Origin of the sequence: Actinomyces bowdenii (assembly GCF_017592395.1) — a bacterium.
GTDB lineage: Bacteria > Actinomycetota > Actinomycetes > Actinomycetales > Actinomycetaceae > Actinomyces > Actinomyces bowdenii.
In genome coordinates, this window is record NZ_JAGFOU010000001.1 from 1 (window position 1) to 22,275 (window position 22,275).

Sequence of the window (22,275 nt, forward strand, 5' to 3'; positions counted from 1 at the left end):
CTGGGGCGTCAAAGGTGCGTTAGCGTGAGTCATGGAGGCCTCCGGTACAGATGTGAACGTGCACACCCACATCATGCCGGAGGCCTCCTCCTCACCCCCGACGTTCACAACCTCCCGAGGAAGTACAGCTAGGGCCGCCCCGATGGGTCATGGGCCGCAGGCGGGCGCCCCGGAGCGCTGTGGCCCTTCGCGAGCCTCGGGCGGGCCGCTGCCATGAGCGATGGCCCCGCCCGGGGCCGGGGGCCGGGGGCCGGGGGCCGGGGGCCGGGGGCCGGGGGCCGGGGGCCGGGGGCCGGGGAGGACCATGTCACGCCCGGGCGGAGCAGTCTCCTCGGCGCTCATGGGCCCGCTCAGCGCCGCGCGGCCAGGACCCCCACAGGGCTCCCCCAGCCGGCCTCAGGCCGACAGCAGCGAGTGGATGGCGGAGCGGAAGAGGGCCAGCCCGTCGGTGCCCGTCCGGGGCCCCGCGGGGGAGGCCGGGCCGAAGCCCGGCTCGACCGCGTGCTCGGGGTGGGGCATGAGGCCCACGACGTTGCCCCGCTCGTTGCACACCCCGGCGATGCCGCGGGCCGAGCCGTTGGGGTTGGTGCCCAGGTAGCGGAAGACGACGAGCCCCTCACCCTCCAGCCGGTCGAGCTCCTCGGGCGAGGCGATGAAGTTGCCCTCGGCGTTCTTCATCGGGATGGTGATCTCCTGGCCCTCGGCGTACTGGTTGGTCCAGGCGGTGCGGGAGCTGTCCACTCGCAGGCGCTGCTCGACGCAGATGAAGCGCTGGTGGTCATTGCGGATGAGCGCCCCGGGCAGCAGGTGGGCCTCGGCCAGGATCTGGAAGCCGTTGCAGATCCCCAGCACGGGCATGCCCGCCCGGGCGGCGGCGATGACCTCGTCCATGACCGGGGCGAAGCGGGCGATGGCCCCGCAGCGCAGGTAGTCGCCGTAGGAGAAGCCGCCGGGGACCACGAGGGCGTCCACGCCCCGCAGATCGGCGTCCTTGTGCCACAGGGCGACGGGCTCCGCGCCCGCCAGGCGCACGGCGCGGGCGGCGTCGACATCGTCGAGGGTCCCGGGGAAGGTGATGACGCCGATGCGGGCGGCAGTGGAGTCGGCAGTGGAGTCGCAGGGTGCGGTCACGGCTCAGGCCTCCTGCGCGGTGATGGACACGACATCCTCGATGATCGGGTTGGACAGCAGGGTGTCGGCGGCCTCGCGGGCGGCGGCGAGGTGCTCCTCGGTCACCGGGCCCTCCACCGTCAACTCGAAGCGGCGCCCCTGGCGCACGCCGGTGAACTGGTCGAAGCCGAGCCGGGGAAGACTGGCTACCACCGCCTTGCCCTGGGGGTCGAGGATCTCGGGCTTGGGCATGACCTCGACGACGATGCGTCCCATCGGTGCTCCTTGGGAGAGTGCGGGATGACTGCGCCGCCCACCCTACCCGCTCACCCGCTGCTCCCGCCCGCCGCGGCGCGCGTTGGCGCCGGGGAGCGCTCAGATGGCGCCCAGCCAGTCCTTGGCCAGGTAGATCGAGACGATCCCGCCCAGGGCGAGCCCGCCGGTGGCGATGAGCCAGGCGGGCCCCAGGACCAGGGCGATGACGGCGCAGACCACGGCTCCGGCGAGCAGGAAGCCGCCCACGGCCCCGGCCACGCCGGCAGGGGCGTGCATGGACTGGTCCACCGTGGAGGTGCCCATGATCGGCCGGGGCCCCGAGTCCATGGTGGCGTGGATGGTGGCGTGGATGGTGGCGTGGACGGAGGCCTCGGAGCCACCGGTGCGGGCCGAGGGAGCCGCCTCGGGCGCCCCGGCAGGATCCCGGCCCGTCGGGGGCGCCTGCCCCGGGAGCCCGGGCCCACCCGGGTGCGCCCGGTCCCCGGCCAGGAGCCGCTGGGGGTCGTGGACCTCGACGGTCCCGGTGGTCAGGCCCGCCGCGGCGTCGAGGACCGTGGGCCTCCACCGGCCGGCCTCCTGGCGCACGGGCGTCCCACCGGCCCAGGCGAGGTATCCGGCGGCGGCCACGAGACCGGCGCCGCCGAGCACGGCCACGAGCCACGGCGGCACCCACAGGTGGCCGGCCTCGGCGTTGCGGGCCAGGTTCATGGCGGAGACCGTGGCCAGCACCAGTCCCACGAGGGCGAAGGCCACCCCCGCCCAGCGCTGCCCGCCGGCGGCGGCCGGCCAGGGGCTGGCACCGCCGCGGCCCCGGGGGGAGCGCACGGGCCGGGAGCGGCCCCGGCCCACGCCCCAGTCGGGCCCGCCGGAGGAGGCGGGAGGCCGGTGGGCCTCGCCGCGCCCCACTCCCCAGTCGGGGCCGTCCGGGGCCGAGGTGGGCGCCCCGTCGTCGAGCAGCTCGGGCGGGTCGACCGGGGAGCGGTCGGGGCCGGATGCCCCGCCCCGGGGGCGCCCCTGGGCGGGGCGGGAGGTCCCCCAGTCCACGGGTCCGCGCTCGTCCCGGGGCCGCCGGTCGCGCGGGGTCATGCGATCACCTGCCCCAGGACGGACGCGAGTCCGAGTGCGATGAGGACGAAGCCGAGGGCGCCCAGGAGCAGCTGGCCCACGCGCACGAGGGACTCCCCCGCGGTGGTGCCCGCCAGGCGCTCATCGGCGGCCCGACCGATCCGGGTGGTGGCCAAGGCGGTGGTCAGCGGCCCGGAGACGACGTCGAGGGTGGTCAGCTCGCGCCGGCCGGTCGACTCGGGGATGACCAGGGAGGTGCCCGGCACGGTGAGCGGGGCCAGGCCGGTGCCGCCTCCGCTCGCGCCGCGAGGTCCGGAGGGACCGCCAGTGCCGCTGCCGCCCGCCGGCGCCGGGGCGCCGGGCCGCACGCCTCGGCGCCGGGCCCACCAGCGGCCCACGACCCGGGCCTCCTGCTCGCGGCGGGCCCGTGCGGCCCGGGCCCGGTTGCGCTCCAGGCGCAGCCTGGGGGCGTTGACCACCAGGGAGCGGGCCGGCACGCGCAGGACGGCCAGCAGGCCCAGCCCGACGATGATGAGCGCCATGCCGCCGAGGATGCTGGAGACGCCGCGTGCTCCCAGGGCGGTGCTGATCGCCGCGGACAGGGCGAGCAGGATGACGAGCGCGCCCAGGGCCAGGACGATGATGAAACCGGGTCCCGGCCTGAAGGCGCGCATGGGCGCCGACCCCGGCCGGCCGGGGTCGGCGCCCTGCCCCTGGGCGGGCGGGGTTGGATGCGGCGGGGTGGGCCCGCGGTGGTCCTGGCTCATGGCGCCCGGCTCACAGCTCCAGGGCGGAGCCGGTCAGGAGGCGGTAGGCCTCGAGGTAGCGCTCCCGGGTGCGCTCGACGACGTCGTCGGGCAGGGGCGGTGGCGCCTGGTCGCCGGTGCGGTCCCAGCCGGAGGCGGGCGAGGCGAGCCAGTCGCGCACGTACTGCTTGTCGAAGGAGGGGGTGGGCCGGCCCGGCTGCCAGGCCGGGGCGGGCCAGAAGCGGGAGGAGTCGGGGGTCAGGACCTCGTCTCCCAGGGTCAGGCGGCCCTCGGGGTCGGTGCCGAGCTCGAACTTGGTGTCGGCCAGGATGATGCCGCGCCGGGAGGCGATCCGGGCGGCGCGGGAGTAGAGCTCCAGGGTGATCCCGCGCAGCTGGGCCGCGATGGCGGGGCCCACCATGTCCTCCACGCGCCGGTAGGTGATGTTCTCGTCGTGCTCGCCCAGCTCGGCCTTGGCAGCGGGGGTGAAGAGCGGCTCGGGCAGGCGGGAGGCCTCGTCCAGGCCCTCGGGCAGGGGCAGGCCGCAGACGGTGCGGTGCTCGCGGTACTCGGCCAGGCCCGAGCCGGTGAGGTAGCCGCGGGCCACGCACTCCACGGGGTGCATGTCCAGGCGGGTGCAGATCATGGCGCGGCCGGCCACGGGGGCGGGGACGTCGAGGGAGACCAGGTGGTGGGGGACGATGCCGGCGAGCCGGTCGAGCCACCAGGCGCTCAGGGCGGTCAGGACGCGGCCCTTGTCCGGGATGGGCGTGGGCAGGACGTGATCGTAGGCGCTGATGCGGTCGGAGGCGACGACGAGCAGGACGTCGCGGCCCGCCCAGGGACCGCCGGCCGCGGGGGCGTAGATGTCGCGGACCTTGCCGCTGGAGAGGTGCTCCCACCCGGGCAGGGCCGGGGGCTCGGGCAGGCCGGGGGTCGTGGAGCCTGGAGCGGTGTGCGGGTGGGGGGGCGTGGGGGAAGTGGAGCTGGCTGGCTGGCTCATACCCCCAATCCTGCCACCGGCCCACGACACCTTCGAGGAGCCGTGCCCACCGTCCGCTACCGATCAGGCTCAACGGCGCCCCGGACATGCGCGGTCCTCTCGCGTGTCCGAGAATGACGACGAAGGCGGCGCAACGCCTGGGTGAGGCGATTGGCTACCAGCGCTTTTTCTCGCGACGCACCGCCCTGCTCGGGAGTCGAGCCTGGCAGCGGCTTTTCAAGAACGTTATTGATCAGCGCCCTCAGCTCCTGGACGCGCGCCCGTTGAGAGTCATCGACGGATCGCTGGCGACGCCTGGCCTCCCCAGTCCTCACACCGTCCCCACTTCGCCCACCTGGATGCACCATATCCTCCAGCACCAGCTCCACGATCGTAGCAGAGTACTCCTGCTCCTGCAGGCCCAGAATATAGGAATCGAACGAGTCGGCACACTCATCGCGCTCCTTGATGATCAGCCTATAATAGTACTCACCAAAAGCCCACACCCTCGGCCTCCTGCCTCCCACCAGAGCAATAGTACTAAGCATCACGGTCGCCACAATAAAAGGAGTCAGCCAAAGAACCACTTCAGCGAGGGAGACCTCGGGGTTGAATTGCACCAGAGCAGCCAAGAACGGAGTCACGCCAGCCAATAGCATGATAAACGACTGGGGAAGGAGTGTGGCGACCCCACTCAAAGGCCTTAAACGCCCATTATTCTTAAGGACTGCAATAAAGGAGGCGAAAACAGACCGGCGAACAAAACCCCCATACCCCAGCGCCACCACCAGTGCAGTCCAGGCAAGCAGGACCACCGCACCCCACAGCCCCATACTGCCAACGACCGCCAGAACGACTACCGGAGTCGAGTACAGGAGGGCCGTAAGAAGGGAGAGCAGCGAGCTGGACCTTGAGCTGAAGCCCAGAAACCACAGCGACCTGCGCCAGCGATTCTCCGGACCAAGAACCGGAAACCCGGGAATCGACTGCACATACATCTCCATTCTTCCGACCTGCTGAAGCGCGATCACGTAACCCTTCACTCCAACACTACTCCCACGCTTGACCACGACCGGGATCATCGCCACGATCAAGTACATCATGACCGAGAGAAGAAGAACCACCATCCTACCGTCATTGACCTCACCCCCGACCATGTAGAACACGTCTGCGATCACAATGACGCCACACGAAGTGACAAGGATGATGGACACCCCCATGGCCACCTCCTCGCGGTGAGCATCATCGATCACCCCCTGCAGCCACAAGTACTGCCGATGTGGATCCGAGGGCACCTCCCGCCGTGACCACGAGAGTGTGATCAGAGTGAACAGCAACGCGCCGATGCAGGACACGAATGCGAGCATGTAACCCATGAAATCAAAATCAGCCCCACCGAAGTCCCCTTCGTTGAGCCGATCAACCACCGTCCAGAAATCCACAGTCTCACGACCATCCGGACCTCTCCAGAATTTTGACCAGATCACAACCCTCATGTACACATAGAGAAATGCGATAAGAAAGGCCAGGAAGGAGGAGATCCCCACTGCGCGCCAAGCCCGCACCTCACGCGAAGGCCTGAACCCCTGGCCGCCCCCAGAGAACCAGCCCTGACCGCCATGCAGCTCGTTCATCAAGGAACCCAGCACATCCTCTTGCCCGCAATCACCTCGTGGCCCACAAGAGGTGCCGACCACCTCCGCCTCCCCTCTCTTCCCCGAAAAGTGATGCGGCACCCATTTCTGAGGCAGACCGGATCTTACAGAAACTAGTTCCCGCACTCGCAACGATCCCATGCCTCACCATGCAAGCATGGACAACGGCTCTTCCGCATGCGACCCAAGTCCCACCATGCCCAGCTCCACTGGCACCGCTTGCAAAGATGATCCTCAGACCCAAGAGAGGACGATCCTCCACAAGGGTAAACTCAAGCAACAGCCTTGAAGCTCTCAGTCACCTCCCAGCAGCTTCCCCGAAGAGACCCGAAAAATGATAAGATAGCCGCAGTCCCGGCACCATGAGATCGACTGCAGATTGAATCATGTCATTGCCCGCACCGTGCCAGTAGTGCACCTTCGACAGGCAACCTCGAGGAGCTCGCTCACCACTCTCCATCGGTCAGCGAGTGCCGGATGAGTGCGCTGGCCAGCACCCAACTCGATAACACAGCAATGAGGGGACAAGGATGCGCTGGGAGCCGCGGGCGCAGAGCCCAATCATGCCCCCGTCCACCATGGCACCCGATGTCGAGCCGTGCTTTGAGGAGTCTTTGAGCGATTCGATGATCCGGTACGGGGCCAGCAGAAGAGCACCATGCCAGGGGCCCTCCCCGGCACAGTTCACGGTGGAACCGCACTGGTGAGACCGACGGGCAGCCGCCGCCCATGGGGGCCGCGGCGGCGAGCCCCTCAGCGAACCGGGCCGCCCCGCCCCTCAGCGCCCGGCGGCGATATCCGTGCGGTACTGGGCGCCGTCGAGGTGGATGCGGGCCACGGCCTCATAGGCGCGGGCCCGGGCCGCTGCGACGTCCTCGCCCAGGGCGACCACCGACAGGACCCGCCCGCCAGTGGCCTCCAGGGCGCCGTCCTCGCCCAGGCCGGTGCCGGCGTGCAGGACGTGCACGCCCTCGACCTCCTCGGCAGCCTCGATGCCGGTGATCCGCCCCCCGGTGGACACCGTTCCGGGGTAGCCGGGGGCAGCGATGACAACATCGACCGCCGCCTGCTCGCTCCAGGTCGGCGCAGGGGCCTGGGTCAGGGAGCCGGTGGCGGCGGCGAGCAGCAGCTCGGGCAGGGAGGAGGTCAGGCGGGCCAGGACCGCCTGGGTCTCGGGGTCGCCGAAGCGGACGTTGAACTCCACCACGCGCAGGCCCTCGGCGGTCAGGGCCAGGCCGCAGTAGAGCAGGCCGATGAAGCTGGTGCCGCGCCGGGCCATCTCGTCGACCACGGGCTGGGCGACCTCGCGCACCACCTGCTCGGCCAGGTCGGCGGGCGCCCAGGTCAGGGGCGTGTAGGCGCCCATGCCTCCGGTGTTGGGGCCGGCGTCGCCGTCTCCCAGGCGCTTGAAGTCCTGGGCGGGGGCCAGGGGGCGGACGGTGGCGCCGTCGCAGACGCAGAAGACGGAGGCCTCGGGGCCATCGAGGTAGTCCTCCACGACGACGCGCCCACCCTCCCGGGCCAGGCAGGCGCGCCCGTGGGCCAGGGCCGCCTGGCGGTCCTCGGTGACCACGACGCCCTTGCCCGCGGCCAGGCCGTCCTCCTTGACCACATACGGGGCGCCGAAGCGCTCCAGGGCCAGGGCCAGCTCCTCCTCGGTGGTGCACACGGCGGCCTCGGCCGTGGGGATGCCGGCGGCGGCCATCACCTCCTTGGCGAAGGCCTTGGAGCCCTCCAACCGGGCGGCCTCCGCACCGGGCCCGAAGCAGGGGATGCCGGCGTCGCGCACGGCGTCAGCCACGCCCGCCACCAGGGGCGCCTCCGGGCCGACCACCACCAGGTCCGCCCCCATCTGGACGGCCAGCTCCACGACCTCCTCGGGCACGGTGGGATCGATGAGGAGGTTCGTGGCGATCGCGGCGGTACCCGGGTTGCCGGGGGCGACGACGAGCTCGGTGGTGGCGGAGTCGGATGCGAGGGCGCGGGCCAGGGCGTGCTCGCGCGCGCCGGACCCCAGAAGCAGGATCTTCACAGGCTCAGCCTAGCCGGACACGGCCTACCGGGAGCCGCCCGCCACATGGTGGATCCGCGCGCCTTGGTCGGCCGGCCCGTCGGAGGCCGGCGCTCGACCGGCCCCGGCTCGCACCTCCGCTGGCCAGGATTCCAACGGCGATCGGGATCCACAGACGCCCCCACCGACACAGGGATCCACAAGGCCGGGCATCCACTCGGCCTCCCCGCGCAGGCGCGCCGATGATGCCTCCATGGACGAGGACATGCTCTCGCGGATCCGCGGCTGCTATGGGGCAGTGCGGGTGCGTGATCTCAGCCCGGACCGCACCGAGCGCCGGCGCCTCGCCGGGCTCATCGAGGAGGGGCTGCTCGACGCCCACCTCCACGGAGTCGTCTCCATCCCCGGCACCGAGACCGCAATCATCCTGGCCCGTATCCACGGGGGTGTCATGACCTGCCAGAGCGCTGCGGAGTACTACGGGCTGCCGCTCCCGTCAGGGACGCACCACATCCACCTGTCAGTGCCGCCGGGCTGGCGCATGCCCATCATCGGGAACGAGGTCGTCCATATTGAGCGCTCCTTGCCGCCGCCCTCCCCCACAGAGTTCCCGGTGGCTCCCCTGGCCCGCGCGCTCTCTCGATACCTCAGGTGCTCCTCGGATGCGGCGGCGCCCATCATGGCCTGCGATGCGGCACTGCACGCCGAGCAGGTGTCCCTGCAGCAGGTAGCGGATCTGCTCCATGGTCCAGGATCCGTCGAGGCCCGGCGCCGCCTGCGCCGCACCAGCAGCCGCTGCCGCTCACCGCTGGAGAGCCTGGCGCGCCTCCAGCTCGAGGACGCGGGCATGGCAGTGGAGGTCGGTGTGGACATGAGCGATATCGGAGAGGTCGACCTGGTCGTGGACGGGTCCCTGGTCATCGAGCTCGACGGGTACCAGTTCCACTCCGACCGCAGGCAGTTCGCCAGGGACAGGTGGCGCGACCGGGAGCTGATGAAGCGCGGGATACCGGTAGCGCGCTTCACCAGGGCGGATGTGCTCGCCGGGCGGGTCGCACGGGAGGTCCCGGCGCTGCTGCGCGGCTCCGCAGTGTCCGGATCCCTTACAAACACCCCCAGCATGCCACCGCAACCGCATGAGAGGCCCGCCATTCCAACGCTCATGAAGAGCCGATCGGGCAACGATCCGCCCTTTGTGAGGAATCCGGACACCACAGGGCCCAGATGATCCGCGGGGTCCCGACCGGCGAGCCGGTCGGGACCCCAGGATGCTCCGATGAGGAGCGCTCAGCCTCGGCTGCTCAGGCCTTGGCCGCGGCGATGCGCTCGCGGAACTTGGCCAGCTGCTCGGCGATGGCGGCGGGCACCTTGTCGCCGAACTGCTTGAAGTACTCCTCGGTGTCCTCCATCTCGGCGGCCCAGGCCTCGGGGTCGATGTCGTACATCTTGGCCCACTCGTCCTCGCCCAGCTCCAGGCCCTCCAGGTTGAAGTCCTCGAACTTGGGGTACAGGCCGGTCACGCCCTCGACGGCCTCGACCTCGCCGCCGGCGCGGCGCACGATCCAGTCCAGAACGCGGGAGTTGTCACCGAATCCGGGCCAGATGAACTTGCCGTCCTCGTCCTTGCGGAACCAGTTGACCTGGTAGACCTTGGGGAAGCTCTCGCCCAGCTCCTCCTGGAGCTTGAGCCAGTGGCCCCAGTAGTCGGCCATGTTGTAGCCGCAGAAGGGGAGCATGGCGAAGGGGTCGTGACGCAGCGCACCGACCTTGGCGTCCAGGGCGGCGGCGGTGACCTCGGAGGCCACGGAGGCGCCGATGAACACGCCGTGGGCGGGCTCGTACTGCTCGGCCACCAGCGGCACGTTGGTGGCGCGGCGGCCGCCGAAGAGGATCGCGTCGATCGGCACGCCCTCGGGGGCCTCCCAGTCCGGGCAGATGATCGGGCACTGCGAGGCCGGGGTGGTGAAGCGGGAGTTGGGGTGGGCCGCCTTCTTGCCCTCGGCGGCGTCAGCCGGGGTGTAGTCGTTGCCCTGCCAGTCGATGAGGTGCTCGGGCAGCTCGGCGTCGATGCCCTCCCACCACACGTCACCGTCGTCGGTCAGGGCGACGTTGGTGAAGATGGTGTTGGCCTTCATGGTCTCCATGGCCATGGGGTTGGTCTTGTAGGAGGTGCCGGGGGCCACGCCGAAGAAGCCGGCCTCGGGGTTGATGGCGCGCAGGCGCCCGTCCTCGCCCTGGCGCATCCAGGCGATGTCGTCGCCGACGGTCTCGACCTTGTAGCCGGGGATCGTGGGCTGGAGCATGGCCAGGTTGGTCTTGCCGCAGGCGCTGGGGAAGGCGGCGGTGACGTGGTACTGCTTGCCGGACTTCTCGTCGGTCAGGCGCAGGATGAGCATGTGCTCGGCCATCCAGTCGTCGCGGCGCGCCATGGTCGAGGCGATGCGCAGGGCGTAGCACTTCTTGCCCAGCAGGGCGTTGCCGCCGTAGCCCGAGCCGTAGGACCAGATCTCGTTGGTCTCGGGGAAGTGGGTGATGTACTTCTCGTCGTTGCAGGGCCAGGTGGTGTCCTCCTGGCCGGGGGCCAGGGGCGCGCCCACGGAGTGGACGGCCGGCACCCAGGGGCGGCCCTCGTTGATGAGGTCCATGGCGGGGGTGCCGATGCGGGCCATGATGCGCATGTTGACCACGACGTAGGGGGAGTCGGTGATCTCGATGCCGAGCTGGGAGATGGGGCCGCCCAGGGGGCCCATGGAGAAGGGGATGACGTACATCGTGCGCCCGGCGTAGGTGCCGTCGAACTTCTCGTGGAGGATCTTCTTCATCTCCGCCGGGTCGTACCAGTTGTTGGTCGGGCCGGCGTCCTCCTCCTTCTCCGAGCAGATGTAGGTGCGGGACTCCACACGGGCCACGTCACTGGGCAGGGAGCGGGCAAGGAAGGAGTTGGGGCGCTTGTCGGGGTTGAGGCGGGTGAACATGCCGGACTCGACCATCTCGGTGGTCAGGCGGTCCCACTCCTCCTGGGAACCGTCGCAGAAGTACACATCCTCGGGCTTGCCCAGCTCGGCGATGCGGGTGACGAAATCGATCACGTCCTGCGGCACGTTGGCTGGCGCGGCGGCGCGGATGTCCTGCTCAGACACAGTCATGAGTGTCCCTTCCTTGGGTTGGTATCGACATCATGGGGTCAGGTCCCATCCTTGCGCACGGGGCGGAAAAGGTCACATCCCCGAAGGTCCCAACCCAGCTGCCGAGACCGCCCGGAGCGCCGTGCTTTCGCCCACACCCACGGGCTGGCGGGGAGTTGGGCGGCGTTGAGCCGGCCCTGTCCGCCCTGAGAGAAGGCCCGCGGGCGCCGCTCCGGGCGGCCCGAGCGGCCTGCGTGTAGCGTGCTGGGCATGCTCCGCAGCGCCCGCCTGACTCGCCTGCCCCGCCTCGGCCTGCGCGCAGGGCTGGTGGCCCCGGCCTGCCTGGCGCTGGCCGGGTGCACGGCGACGATGGACATGACCATCTCGGCCCAGGGCACCTACGACGTCATCCTGGAGATGCGGGACACCACGGGCTCCACCTTCGGGCCCTCCCCCGACTGCTCGGCCTACGAGGACCCCACCGCCATGAGCATCCCCGAGGGCACCTCGGTGACCACCGAGGTCCTCACCGGCGAGGAGGGCAACGGCTGCCTGGTGACCATCACCGGTGTCGAGATCCCCGAGACCTCGCAGGCCGCCGAGGGCACCATGGTGGTGCGCGACGGCGACCTCTACACCGTCACGATCCCCGCCTTCGGGCCGGACGCCTCCCAGGGCGCCGCCCAGGGCCAGGACGGCTCCTTCAACTCCGTGGTCAGGGCCCGTGCCTCGATAGCATTCCCCGGTGCCGTCACCCGGGCCGACGACGGCGGCCGGATCAATGGCAGGACCGTGACCTGGGAGGACGCCGACGTCCTGGTCGAGGGGGTGAGCGCCTCGGGCTACGCCCAGGACGCGCGCGGCGTGCCGTGGTGGAAGCGCGCCGGCGGCTGGCTGACGGCCGCCCTGGTCATGGCGGGCGCCGGCGCGGGGGTGGCGGCGGTGCGCCGGCGGCGCGCCCCTGGGCGCCGCCGGCGCCGGTGATGCCCCGGCCCCGCATCCGTCCCAGTGCCGGGGGCACCCCCGGGGCCACGGCGATCCGCCGTCCTGGACCTGTGATCCACTCGCTTTAGACTCGTGGTATGAGGATCCACCGCTCGGCTCAGCGCATGCACGACCGGCCCGCATGGAGGCGCCCACTGACCTGGGCGGCAGCGGTGCTCGCACTCGTCCTGCTGCCCGCCTGCGGGGCGGAGTACGACGTCGTCATCCACGACGACGACACGGTGGACCTGACCTACACGCTCTGGGACTCCTCCGGCCTGGAGATCATCACGGAGGAGACCTGCACCCAGGAGGCGATGTCCTCCTACTCCACGCCCCTGCCCCCGGGCGCCCGGGCCACCTACACCTACACCACCCACGGCGAGGATCCCGCCTGTCAGATCAGCGGCTCGGCCATCCCCCTGTCCGAGCTGGATGGCCAGAGCGGGGCCTGGAGCGTGACCCATGAGGAGCGCGAGTACGTGTTCTCCCTGTCCCCCTCGGCACTGTCCCAGGCGGGGGGCGTCGAGGCGGCCGCGGGCATGACGGCGACCGTCTCCGTGACCTTCCCCGGCGAGGTGAGCTCCGCCAACGGGGAGATCGACGGCAGCACCGTGACCTGGCGGGAGGTGACCAGCTCCTCGGAGAGGCTTGAGGCCCGGGGGAACGACGGCTCCGGCTTCCCCGTCGTTCCGACCCTCGTCGTCATCCTCCTCGTGATCGCCATGATCGTGCTCACGGCGGTCAGCGTCATGGCCAGCCGTCGTCGCAAGCGGGCCGAGCGCGCCGCTCTCCAGGGCTTCCTGCAGGATCCTCCGACCGCACCGGGGCCCGCCCCGGCCCTCCCGCAGGGCCAGCACCAGCCGGCGCAGTCCCCGCCCGCCGTCCCCGGGCACAGCCCCGCCCCGCCGGGCCAGGCCGGGGCCACGATCGGCCCCGCGCAGGCCGCGCTCGACGAGCCCTACCCCCAGTCCCCCACTCCCGGGTACATGCTCCCGACCGCCCCCTACCAGGAGTCCCCGCCCGGGCAGGCGGGCACCTCGCCGCAGCCCCCGCACCCCTACAACGACCCCCGCAACGCGACATACCGCCCGCCAGACATCCCCACCGTGGATCGATAGCGCATCAGAGGGCATCGAGGGGCCTGAGCAGGGTCGGGCGCGGGGCCCGGGGAGCACGCACCATAGGCAGGACCTTCCCAGCGAGCGCTCCCTGCCGTTACGGTGAGGGCATGACTCTCATCTCCCCGATGCGCGGTATCCGGCCCCTCATCGCCGCGCTCCTGCTCCTGATCGCCTCCACCCTGGCCGCCGCGCCGGCCCATGCAGACTCGGATCTTGGCATTGATTACGAGGTCTCCGTCGATGTCACCATCAGATCGGACGACACCTATCACACCAAGCTCACTATTATCGACCGTTCCGAGACGGCGATCTTCACCGAGGAGAACTGCACGACCGCCCAGGAGTCCTCCGGAAGCATCGGGATCGTGCCCGATAACGCCACGGCCACCTTCACCGAGGAGGATGGCAAGCGCACCTGCGTCATCGAGGGCAGCGAGCCGGTCTCGGACAGCGAGGGAACGATCACCCACGAGGGCGACGAGTACGTCGTGGACATGAGCTCCGCCTCGGGCGACACCGGCAGTATTGAGATCGCCTACTCGGTGACCTTCCCCGGCGAGGTCACCGAGGCCGCCGGCGGCGAGGTGGAGGGCAACACCGTGTCCTTCGACAAGCTCCAGCAGCAGGTGGTGCGTGGCAAGGACTCCGCCGGCCTGCCATGGATGTGGATCCTCATCGGCCTGCTCATCGTGGCCGCGGTGGTCGGCGCAATCGTGGCCATCGTGCTCAAGGGCAAGAAGAAGCAGACTCAGCAGGCCCAGCTCGCCCAGCCCTACGCGGCGCCCGGCCAGCCCGGTGAGCAGTACCCCCAGCAGCCCGGTGGGCAGTACCCGCCCCAGGGCCAGTACCCCCAGCAGTGAGCTGATCCCGCCATCGGCCCCGTCATCCTCGGGCCCCGACCAGTGCCGGCTGGTCGGGGCCCGAGGCCTTCCCCCCCCCTCGGAGGCGGTCCGGAGTGCGGCTGGACCCCGCTGAGTTCACAGGGAGATCACGCTGCGACTACGGTGGCCCCATGAATCCCGCCTCCTCCGCGCGCCGCACCCACCGTGCGCTGCGCGCACTCGCGCTGTCCCTTCCCCTGGGCCTGTCCCTCGTGCTGGCGCTGGCCCTGCCCTCGCCCGTCGGGCACGCACTGGCCGCCAGCGGCAGCGCCCAGGACGACTACGACATCTCCTTCGATATCACGATCAGCCCCGACGACACCTACTCCCTGAAGATGGTGCTCGTCGACCGTTCGACCACGCCTCGGATCACGCAGGAGCAGTGCACCATCGAGTCCTTCTCATCGGGCGGCACGGGGCTCAGTGACGGCACGGCCGAGTTCATCGAGAAGGACGGCGTGCGCACCTGCACTGTCACGGGCTCGGAGCCGATCTCCCAGACCAAGGGCCTCATCACCCACGAGGATGACGAGTACGTCGTGGACACCGGGGACTTCGCCGGCTCCGATGAGGTGAGGATGAGCCTGACCGTCACCTTCCCCGGGGAGGTCACCGAGTCCGATGGCGGGACGGTCAGGGGCACCTCGGTCTCCTTCGACTCCATCGGCGGCCATGTCGTGCGCGGCCAGGACTCCCCCTCGGGCCTTCCCTGGCTGTGGATCATCCTCGGGGTGGTCGGCGTGCTGGCGACCGTCGGCGTCGTCCTGGCCGTCATCCTGCTCGGCCGGAGGAGGTCGGGCGCCACTGCCGGGGCCTCGCCGAGCGCCGCCCACCAGTCCGGGCCGGAGGCATTGCCCGCCCCGGGTGCCCCGCAGGCCGCTGGACCGTTCCCAGCCGATCCCCAGGCCCCCCAGACCCAGGCCGCCGGAGCAGTGCCGCCCGCCGGCCCGCCCCAGGCCGGGCTCGCCCCACAGCCCCAGCAGCCGCCCGAGGCCTGGCAGCAGCCCCCCGGCCAGGCGCCGGTGGCGCAGGTGCCCCAGCAGCCATGGCCAGCCGCCCCCCAGGCTCCCGGCAGTGCCGCGGCGCCCCAGCCCCAGCCCCAGCCCTGGCAGCAGCCGGAGGATCCCTCCCGCTTCCAGCAGTAGGGTCGGCGCCCGAGGGCCTGGCAGCGCCGTCGCAGAATGCGAGTGCGGGGTGCAGAATGCGAGTACCCCGCACTCGCTTTCTGCACCCCGCACTCGCATATCGGGCCCGGCGCCCGCTGCGCCCCAGCAGGGGAGAGGCCCCCGGCCGGGGCGCCCCGGATCTAGATGAGCCGGTGGCGCGAGATCGTGGCCTCGCGGCCCGGCCCCACACCGATGGCGGAGATGCGGCAGCGGGCAAGCTCCTCGATGCGCAGCACGTAGTCCTGGGCGGCCTGGGGCAGGTCGGAGAAGTCGCGCACCTCGGTGATGTCCTGGCTCCAGCCGGGCAGCTCCTCGTAGACCGGAACCGCGTGGTGGAAGTCGGACTGGGTCAGGGGCATCTCCTCCATGCGCTCGCCCTCGACGTCGTAGGCGACGCACACGGGGATCGTCTCGTGCCCGGTGAGGACGTCCAGCTTGGTCATCACCAGGTCGGTCAGGCCGTTGACCCGAGTGGCGTAGCGGGTGACGACGGCGTCATGCCAGCCGCAGCGCCGGGGGCGGCCCGTGGTGACCCCGAACTCCCCGCCCTCGGTGCGCAGGCGCTCACCGACGTCGTCGTGCAACTCGGTGGGGAAGGGGCCCTCGCCCACGCGTGTGGTGTAGGCCTTGACCACGCCCACCACGGAGTCGATGCGGGTGGGGCCCACTCCGGTGCCGGTGCAGGCGCCGCCGGCGGTAGGGCTGGAGGAGGTGACGAAGGGGTAGGTGCCGTGGTCGATGTCGAGCATGGTGGCCTGGCCGGCCTCGAAGAGCACGGTCCTGCCGGCGTCGAGGGCGTCGTTGAGGACCACGGAGCAGTCGATGACCATGGGCCGCACGCGCTCGGCGTAGGACAGCAGCTCATCGGCCACGGAGTCGGGATCGATGGAGGGGCGGTTGAAGACCTTGAGGAAGAGGCTGTTCTTCTGGTCCAGGGCGGAGTGGACCTTCTGGCGCAGGATGGACTCGTCGAACAGGTCCTGGATGCGCAGGCCCACGCGGTTCATCTTGTCCGCGTAGGTGGGGCCGATGCCGCGCCCGGTGGTGCCCAGCTGGCGGGCGCCCAGGAAGCGCTCGATGGTGCGGTCCAGGACGCGGTTGTAGGAGGGGATGATATGGGCATTGGCGCTGATGAGCAGGCCGGAGGCGTCCTTGCCGCGCGACTCGATCTCGGCGATCTCACTGAAGAGGACCTCCAGGTCCACCACCACGCCGTTGCCGATGACGGGGGTGACCCCGGGGGTCAGGACGCCTGCGGGCAGGAGGTGGAAGGCGAAGCTCTCCCCGTCGATGACAACGGTGTGGCCGGCGTTGTTGCCACCGTTGAACTTCACGACGTAGTCCACGTCCTGGCCGAGCTGGTCGGTGGCCTTGCCCTTCCCCTCATCCCCCCACTGGGTGCCGACGACGACAACAGCTGGCATGGGTCTCTCCCCTGTTTTCTGGTGGCGGCGTGGCGGAGCGCACGCCACGGGCCAGCCTACCGCGGACGAGCCCGGCCCCGGGACTGGGAGAGCCCGGGGCCGGGGCCGCGCGAGCACCAACAGCCCGGCACGCTGTGGGCTCCGCAGGTGATGGCCCCCTCCCGCAACGCCACTGGTCCCGGCACCACGGGGTGCCGGGACCAGCAGGCAGGATCCGGGACCCGAGCGTCGGCGGCAGGCGGGGACGGCACGGCGGCCGCGCCCCGCCGTCGTCGACCGCGGTCTCGGGCCGGCGGGATCAGCGCTTGGCCGAGCCCACGGAGCCCAGGCGCTCGCAGGCCTCGACCACGCGGGCGGCCATGCCCTCCTCGGCGGCCTTGCCCCAGGCGCGGGGGTCGTACTTCTTCTTGTTGCCGACCTCGCCGTCGATCTTCAGCACACCCTCGTAGTTGGTGAGCATCCAGTCCACGACGGGGCGGGTGTAGGCGTACTGGGTGTCGGTGTCCACGTTCATCTTGATGACGCCGTTGCGCACCGCGGTGGCGATCTCCTCGTCGGTGGAGCCCGAGCCGCCGTGCATGACCAGGTCGAAGGGCGAGGCCTTGTCCCCGACCTTGGTGGACAGGCGGTCGCCCAGGCGCTTGGCGCACTCGTCCTGGATCTCGCCCAGGATCTCGGGGCGCAGCTTGACGTGGCCGGGCTTGTAGGAGCCGTGCACGTTGCCGAAGGTCAGGGCCGTGATGTAGCGGCCGTTCTCGCCCAGGCCCAGGGCCTCGATGGCGCGCCAGGCGTCGTCGGCGGTGGTGTAGAGGTTGGCGTTCTCGTCACCGGTGATGCCGTCCTCCTCACCGCCCACGGCGCCGATCTCGATCTCAAGGATGACGTTGGCGGCCTTGGCGCGGGCCAGCATGTCCACGGCGATCTCGATGTTGTCGTCCAGGGACTCGGCCGAGCCGTCCCACATGTGGGAGTTGAACATCGGCTGCTCACCGCGCTTGACCTGCTCGGCCTCGATCTCCAGCAGGGGGAGGATCCAGGGCTCCAGCATGGCCTTGGGGCAGTGGTCGGTGTGCAGGGCGATGGTGCCGGGGTAGAGGTCGCCCACGGCGCGGGCGTAGGCGGCGAAGGCGATGGAGCCCTTGACCTTGTCGGCGCGCGAGGAGCCGGACCAGTAGGCCGCACCACCGTTGGAGATCTGGACGATGCCGTCAGACTCGGCGTCGGCGAAGCCCTTGAGGGCGGCGGACAGTGTCTGGGAGGAGGTGACGTTGATCGCGGGGATGGCGTACTTGCCAGCCTTGGCGCGGTCAAGCATGTCGGCGTAGGACTCCGGGGTTGCAATGGCCACTGGGTGCCTCCTGGTATTCGTGATGGTTCAGTGGTGCGGTGCTGATTGTTCCATGATTCTGGAGCGAGGTGTACCGGCTGATGGTCCCGGGTCGCCCACCCCGCCCCGGCCCTCTCCCCCGTTGCACATCTTCAGCCCGCCCGCGGACGTGTCAGTGGCGAGATGACGCGGTTCCACCGGCCCTCCCAGCCTGCCGGCGCCCTGAAGATGTGCAGCGGGGGGCGCGTTGCACATCTTCAGGCCGCCGGCGGGCTGATGACCCCGGCTTCTCCGCATGATCACGTCAGCTCCCCACCCGAAGATGTGCAGCCCGGGGCGGCCTCAGTCCGGGGCGGGGCCCGCATGCTGGAGGACCCAGGCGTGCATGGCCACGGCTGCCGCGGCGGCCACGTTGATCGAGCGGGTCGAGCCGTACTGGCCGATGCGCAGCATCCGCGCGCATCCGGCGGCCAGCCCCGGGCTGATCCCCTCCCCCTCCGAGCCGAAGACCATCAGGGACCTGAGCGGCAGCACGGCGCTCTCCAGCTGGCCGGCGCCCGGCCCGTTGTCGATCCCGATCACCTCGTAGCCCTCGGCGCCGGCCCAGGACAGCAGCTCGCCGGGCTCGGCGTGATGGCGCACGTCGAGGTAGCGGTTGGTGACCATGGCGCCGCGCTTGTTCCAGCGGCGCCGGCCGATGATGTGGACGCGCCCCACGTTGAAGGCGTTGGCGCTGCGCACGATCGAGCCGATATTGAGGTCCTGGCTCACGTTCTCGATGGCGATGTGCAAGGGGTGGGCCCTGGAGGCCAGATCGGCGCGGATCGCCTCCACCGTCCAGTACCGGTAGCGGTCCACGACATTGCGCCGGTCGCCCCCGGCGAGCAGGACGGGATCGTATCGGGGGTCGGTGGGCCAGGCCTCGGGCCCCCCTGGCCACGGCCCCGCCCCGACCTCTCGCCGATCAGCGGGGGCGTCGTCGTCCAGCGCGCCGGGCCGGGCGCATGGCTCCCCCTCGGGCAGCAGCGGCGCGCCCCCATGGGAGTCTGCGCTCATCCGGGCATCAGCCCCTTCACCGGGGCTCCCGGGGCGGGAGAGAGGAGGCGGGCAGGACGGCCCACGCTCAGGCGAGCCCGAGATCGGCCAGGCCCAGGGCCGCGTGGTAGGGCAGGCCGGCGGCCTCGATGCGCTCGCGGGCACCGGTGTCGCGGTCCACGACGACGGCCACGGCCCGCACCGTCGCCCCGGCCTCGCGCAGGGCCTCGACCGCCTCCAGGGGTGAGCCCCCGGTGGTGGAGGTGTCCTCCAGGACCACGACCTCGCGCCCGGCCACCTCCGGCCCCTCGATGCGGCGCTTCATCCCGTGGTCCTTGGCGGCCTTGCGCACCACGAAGGCGTCGAGGTCCAGGCCGCGGGAGGCGGCGGCGTGGAGCATGGCGGTGGCCACCGGGTCGGCCCCCATGGTCAGCCCGCCCACGGCGTCGATCTCGTCGGTTCCCAGGCCCGCCTCCTCCAGCATGTCGAGCATGACGTGCCCGATGAGGGGGGCGGCCTCGTGGTGGAGGGTGGCGCGGCGCATGTCGACGTAGAAGTCGGACTCCAGCCCGGAGGCGAGGGTGACGGCGCCGCGCACGACGGCGAGCTCGCTGACAAGGCCGGCCAGGCGGGCGCGGTGGGAATCGTTGGTGCTCACGCACCCGATCCTACCCCCACCACTTTCGACAATTTGCATGAGATCGGCCTTCTCCAGCGCTGGAAAAGGCCGATCTCATGCAAATTGTCGAAAGTCGGGAGTCAGGACAGGGCGGCCACGGCGGCGTCGTAGTCGGGCTCCTGGCCGATCTCGGGGACCTGCTCGGTATGCAGGACCGTGCCCTCGGCGTCGAGCACGACGATGGCGCGGGACATCAGCCCGGCCAGGGGGGAGTCGGCCATGGCGACCCCGTAGTCGGCTCCGAAGGTGGAGCGGAAGGTGGAGGCGGTGATGACGTTGTCCAGCCCCTCGGCCCCGCAGAAGCGGGCGGCCGCGAAGGGCAGGTCGGCCGAGACGCAGACGACCGTGGTGTTCTCCAGCTCAGCGGCGAGCTTGTTGAACTGGCGCACCGAGGAGGCGCACACGCCGGTGTCCACGGAGGGGAAGATGTTGAGCACCACTCGGCGCCCCCGCAGGGAGTCACTGGTGACGGCGTCAAGCTCGGCGCCAACGAGGTCGAAGGAGGGGGCAGTGCTGCCCACGGCGGGGAGCTCGCCGACGGTGCTCGCCGGGGTTCCGCGGAAAGTGATTGAAGCCATGGGCCGATCGTCCCAGGTCCGCGGCCCCCGCGCCAGGGCCGGGCACCTGGTTTCCGCTGGCCGCTGAGAGGCTGGCAGGAGACCGGCGCGGGCAGCCCTCCCGCGGCGTCGCCCGCCGGCCGCGGTCCTGCGCCCGGCCCCGCCCGCCTACCCCCGGGGCCGGCCGGCCGCTCCGGTCCCCGCCACGCGCCGCACCAGCCAGCGCGGGGCGGTGCGCAGCAGCGCGCTGGCCCCCCGGTAGCGCAGGCTGGGGGTGCAGATGACCTGGCCGCGCCGCACTGCCGCCAGCCCCTCCTCGGCCACGCGCTCGGCATCGAGCCACACCGGGCCCCTCCAGGCCCCCTCGTCGACGCCGGCGGCGCTGTGGAAGCCGGTGTGCACCAGCCCGGGGCACAGGGCGGTGGCACTCACCCCGGTCCCCTCCAGGTCGGAGGCCAGGCCCTCGGTGAAGCTGAGCACCCAGGCCTTGTGGGCGGCGTAGGTGCCCATGGCGGTGCGCGCCGTCATGGAGGAGACGTTGAGGATCGCCCCGCGGCCGCGCTCGACCATCCCCTCGGCGGCGGCATGGGACAGGACCAGGACCGCCCGGACCATGACGTCCAGGGCGCGCTCCTCGCGCGCGAGGTCGCCTCCCACGAAGCCCTGGCCCAGGCCGAAGCCCGCATTGTTGACCAGCAGGCCCACGGGGAGGCCGGGGTCGCGCAGGCGCTGGGCCACCCGCTCCAGGTCGGCGCGATCGGCCAGATCGGCGGGCAGGACCTCGGCCTGGACGCCGGCGAACTGCCGCAGCTCCTCGGCCACCGCCCGCAGCCGCTCATCAGTGCGCGCCACCAGGACGAGGTCGTGGTGGGCCTGGGCGAGCTGCCAGGCGAACTCCAGCCCGAGCCCGCTGGTGGCCCCGGTGACAAGTGCGGTTCCCATGGCGTCAGGCTACTCGGGCCCGCACCGCCCCAGGCGCCCAGCACCTGGCCGACGCCGACGGCGAACGGGGCGGTGCCGGCACCGGCCGGCGGCCATGAGCCAGCGCCGGGCACCACCACCGGGGGAACGGGCGCGGCGGGCTACCCTGCCCTCATGCGCCTTGCCACCTGGAACGTCAACTCCATCCGCACCCGCGCCGATCGCGTCCTGGCCTTCCTGGAGCGCCAGGACGTCGACGTCCTGGCGATGCAGGAGATCAAGTGCCGCCCCGAGCAGTTCCCCCGCGAGTCCTTCGAGGCCGCCGGCTACGAGCTCGCCGTCCACGGCCTGGACCAGTGGAATGGGGTGGCGATCGCCTCGCGGGTGGGGCTCGACGACGTCGCCACCTCCTTCCCCCACCAGCCCGCCTGGGCGGCCAGGGAGGGGGCCGAGCCGGTGGTGGAGGCGCGCGCACTGGGGGCGAGCGTGGGCGCGTCCGCCGACTCCGGGGCCCCGGTGCGGCTGTGGAGCCTGTACGTGCCCAATGGCCGCGAGCTCACCCACCCGCACTACGCCTACAAGCTCCAGTGGCTCCAGCGCCTGCGCGAGGCGGCGGGCTCCTGGCTGGAGGAGGCACCGGATCTTCCCCTGGCGCTGGTCGGCGACTGGAATGTGGCGCCCCGGGATGAGGACGTGTGGGACATGGCGGCCTTCGAGGGGGCCACGCATGTCTCGGCCCCCGAGCGCGAGGCCTTCGCCGCCTTCGAGTCGGCGGGCATGGAGGAGGTGACCCGGGATCGGGTGACGAACTACACCTACTGGGACTACCAGAAGCTGCGCTTCCCCAGGAACGAGGGGATGCGCATCGACTTCGTCTTCGCCTCCCCTGCCCTGGCCGCTCGGGTGCGGGCAGCCGCCATCGACCGCGATGAGCGCAAGGGCAAAGGCGCCTCGGACCACGTGCCGGTCATTGTCGAGGTGGACTGAGCACTCCGACAGCCCCGGCCGCACTACCCCCTGCTCCCAGGCCCCGGTGCGTCAAGCGATGCCCAGCCTCTCGACTGCGCCCCGGAACGGGTTCACTGGCACGCCCTGATGCGCCGATCCCCCGCCGGCCGGGGGCGCGTCGGCCCACGCGGTCCCACGGTCCCCTCATCGCACATCATCGAGGAGGGGCCGAAGGGTGGATCCGCATGATCCTGCGGTT

General features: G+C 71.2%; 20 protein-coding genes. 6 read left to right on the forward strand and 14 right to left on the reverse strand.

The window, feature by feature from the left end; translation table 11 throughout:
* Positions 1 to 396: 396 nt before the first annotated feature.
* From purQ to purD, 7 genes are all read right to left on the reverse strand, one after another.
* The gene (gene purQ / locus J5X07_RS00005) at positions 397 to 1,131 is read right to left on the reverse strand and encodes a phosphoribosylformylglycinamidine synthase subunit PurQ (RefSeq protein WP_124932820.1); all 735 of its coding nucleotides are present in this window, start codon (positions 1,129 to 1,131) and stop codon (positions 397 to 399) included.
* Between the two features lie 3 nt (positions 1,132 to 1,134).
* Positions 1,135 to 1,386, reverse strand: coding sequence for a phosphoribosylformylglycinamidine synthase subunit PurS (gene purS / locus J5X07_RS00010; RefSeq protein ID WP_124932821.1), 252 nt, complete (start codon positions 1,384 to 1,386; stop codon positions 1,135 to 1,137).
* Positions 1,387 to 1,485: 99 nt separating this feature from the next.
* The gene (locus tag J5X07_RS12755; RefSeq protein WP_243896135.1) at positions 1,486 to 2,472 is read right to left on the reverse strand and encodes a PsbA protein; all 987 of its coding nucleotides are present in this window, start codon (positions 2,470 to 2,472) and stop codon (positions 1,486 to 1,488) included.
* Complete coding sequence (locus J5X07_RS00020; protein WP_208478386.1) at positions 2,469 to 3,125, reverse strand: hypothetical protein; 657 nt, start codon at positions 3,123 to 3,125, stop codon at positions 2,469 to 2,471. The genes J5X07_RS12755 and J5X07_RS00020 overlap by 4 nt, the downstream gene beginning before the upstream one ends.
* A 103-nt stretch (positions 3,126 to 3,228) precedes the next feature.
* The gene (locus J5X07_RS00025) at positions 3,229 to 4,200 is read right to left on the reverse strand and encodes a phosphoribosylaminoimidazolesuccinocarboxamide synthase (RefSeq protein WP_124932822.1); all 972 of its coding nucleotides are present in this window, start codon (positions 4,198 to 4,200) and stop codon (positions 3,229 to 3,231) included.
* A 56-nt stretch (positions 4,201 to 4,256) separates the two neighbouring features.
* Complete coding sequence (locus tag J5X07_RS00030; protein ID WP_208478272.1) at positions 4,257 to 5,813, reverse strand: hypothetical protein; 1,557 nt, start codon at positions 5,811 to 5,813, stop codon at positions 4,257 to 4,259.
* Between the two features lie 799 nt (positions 5,814 to 6,612).
* The gene (gene purD, locus J5X07_RS00035) at positions 6,613 to 7,866 is read right to left on the reverse strand and encodes a phosphoribosylamine--glycine ligase (protein WP_124932824.1); all 1,254 of its coding nucleotides are present in this window, start codon (positions 7,864 to 7,866) and stop codon (positions 6,613 to 6,615) included.
* Between the two features lie 232 nt (positions 7,867 to 8,098).
* Here purD and J5X07_RS00040 point away from each other — a divergent pair, with 232 nt between their 5' ends.
* Positions 8,099 to 9,073 (forward strand): PDDEXK family nuclease, encoded by a 975-nt coding sequence (locus J5X07_RS00040; protein ID WP_208478273.1) that lies wholly within the window; start codon positions 8,099 to 8,101, stop codon positions 9,071 to 9,073.
* Between the two features lie 73 nt (positions 9,074 to 9,146).
* Here the strand turns inward: J5X07_RS00040 and J5X07_RS00045 are convergent, their stop codons facing one another.
* Positions 9,147 to 10,991, reverse strand: coding sequence for a phosphoenolpyruvate carboxykinase (GTP) (locus J5X07_RS00045; RefSeq protein ID WP_124932825.1), 1,845 nt, complete (start codon positions 10,989 to 10,991; stop codon positions 9,147 to 9,149).
* Positions 10,992 to 11,240: 249 nt separating this feature from the next.
* Between J5X07_RS00045 and J5X07_RS00050 the strand changes: the two genes are divergently transcribed.
* The 4 genes from J5X07_RS00050 (at position 11,241) to J5X07_RS00065 (ending at position 15,104) form a co-directional block, all read left to right on the forward strand.
* Entirely contained in the window at positions 11,241 to 11,954 is a 714-nt protein-coding gene (locus J5X07_RS00050; RefSeq protein ID WP_243896137.1) for an LppM family (lipo)protein, read from the forward strand.
* Positions 11,955 to 12,052: 98 nt separating this feature from the next.
* Positions 12,053 to 13,075 carry an LppM family (lipo)protein gene (locus J5X07_RS00055; protein WP_208478274.1) on the forward strand — a complete coding sequence of 341 codons (1,023 nt, stop codon included), beginning with the start codon at positions 12,053 to 12,055 and terminating at the stop codon, positions 13,073 to 13,075.
* 110 nt (positions 13,076 to 13,185) lie between these two features.
* A complete protein-coding gene (locus J5X07_RS00060) occupies positions 13,186 to 13,938 on the forward strand; it encodes an LppM family (lipo)protein (RefSeq protein ID WP_208478275.1) in 753 nt (250 codons plus the stop codon).
* Between the two features lie 152 nt (positions 13,939 to 14,090).
* Positions 14,091 to 15,104, forward strand: coding sequence for an LppM family (lipo)protein (locus J5X07_RS00065; protein ID WP_208478276.1), 1,014 nt, complete (start codon positions 14,091 to 14,093; stop codon positions 15,102 to 15,104).
* Positions 15,105 to 15,265: 161 nt separating this feature from the next.
* On the opposite strand, the gene J5X07_RS00070 is transcribed toward J5X07_RS00065, so the two are convergent.
* The 6 genes from J5X07_RS00070 to J5X07_RS00095 form a co-directional block, all read right to left on the reverse strand.
* Positions 15,266 to 16,549: an adenylosuccinate synthase gene (locus J5X07_RS00070; RefSeq protein ID WP_208478277.1), complete on the reverse strand. Its 1,284-nt coding sequence runs from the start codon at positions 16,547 to 16,549 to the stop codon at positions 15,266 to 15,268.
* Between the two features lie 298 nt (positions 16,550 to 16,847).
* A complete protein-coding gene (fbaA, locus tag J5X07_RS00075; RefSeq protein WP_124932830.1) occupies positions 16,848 to 17,897 on the reverse strand; it encodes a class II fructose-bisphosphate aldolase in 1,050 nt (349 codons plus the stop codon).
* Between the two features lie 321 nt (positions 17,898 to 18,218).
* On the reverse strand, positions 18,219 to 18,932 hold the full coding sequence (locus J5X07_RS00080; RefSeq protein WP_208478278.1) for a TrmH family RNA methyltransferase: 714 nt from the start codon (positions 18,930 to 18,932) through the stop codon (positions 18,219 to 18,221).
* Between the two features lie 67 nt (positions 18,933 to 18,999).
* Positions 19,000 to 19,569, reverse strand: a complete 570-nt coding sequence (pyrE, locus tag J5X07_RS00085; protein WP_179901314.1) for an orotate phosphoribosyltransferase — start codon at positions 19,567 to 19,569, stop codon at positions 19,000 to 19,002.
* 101 nt (positions 19,570 to 19,670) lie between these two features.
* Complete coding sequence (tpx, locus tag J5X07_RS00090; RefSeq protein ID WP_124932833.1) at positions 19,671 to 20,168, reverse strand: thiol peroxidase; 498 nt, start codon at positions 20,166 to 20,168, stop codon at positions 19,671 to 19,673.
* Between the two features lie 147 nt (positions 20,169 to 20,315).
* A complete protein-coding gene (locus J5X07_RS00095; RefSeq protein WP_208478279.1) occupies positions 20,316 to 21,089 on the reverse strand; it encodes an SDR family NAD(P)-dependent oxidoreductase in 774 nt (257 codons plus the stop codon).
* A 153-nt stretch (positions 21,090 to 21,242) separates the two neighbouring features.
* Between J5X07_RS00095 and J5X07_RS00100 the strand changes: the two genes are divergently transcribed.
* Positions 21,243 to 22,055 carry an exodeoxyribonuclease III gene (locus tag J5X07_RS00100; protein WP_208478280.1) on the forward strand — a complete coding sequence of 271 codons (813 nt, stop codon included), beginning with the start codon at positions 21,243 to 21,245 and terminating at the stop codon, positions 22,053 to 22,055.
* The last annotated feature ends 220 nt before the right edge of the window (positions 22,056 to 22,275 follow it).